1 protein-coding gene is annotated in these 329 nt (G+C 28.3%); it reads left to right on the top strand.

Annotated elements, in window-relative coordinates; all coding sequences use genetic code 11:
• Nucleotides 1-92: 92 nt before the first annotated feature.
• A partial coding sequence (locus tag FD31_RS14605; protein ID WP_420838398.1) for an IS3 family transposase occupies nucleotides 93-329 on the top strand: 237 nt, incomplete at its 3' end.

Genomic DNA, 329 nt, shown 5'->3' with positions numbered 1-329 from the left:
GCCAGAGAAATTGACGAGATGAAGCAAGAACTTGAAGTCGTAAAAAAATATTTAATCAAGGAAAGGTTGTGGTAAATAAAACTACAATATCAATGATAACTGAATTAAGTGAACATATTCCTATATCAAGAATATGTGAAATATTAGGAATCTCAAGGTCTACATATTACCGCCATTTGAATAACGACGATAAATTTGAATTGTCAGATTTAGAATCCCTAATAAAATCTGAATGTATTAAAACAAAGTTCAGATATGGTTATCGCAAAATTTATCATCAAATCAAAAATGAAATACATTGTTCGATAAATCAAGTTAGAAGAATCATG

It is taken from the genome of Companilactobacillus nantensis DSM 16982, from assembly GCF_001435815.1.
In the GTDB taxonomy this organism is placed as follows: domain Bacteria; phylum Bacillota; class Bacilli; order Lactobacillales; family Lactobacillaceae; genus Companilactobacillus; species Companilactobacillus nantensis.
This window is presented reverse-complemented; position numbering and strand designations above follow the sequence as displayed.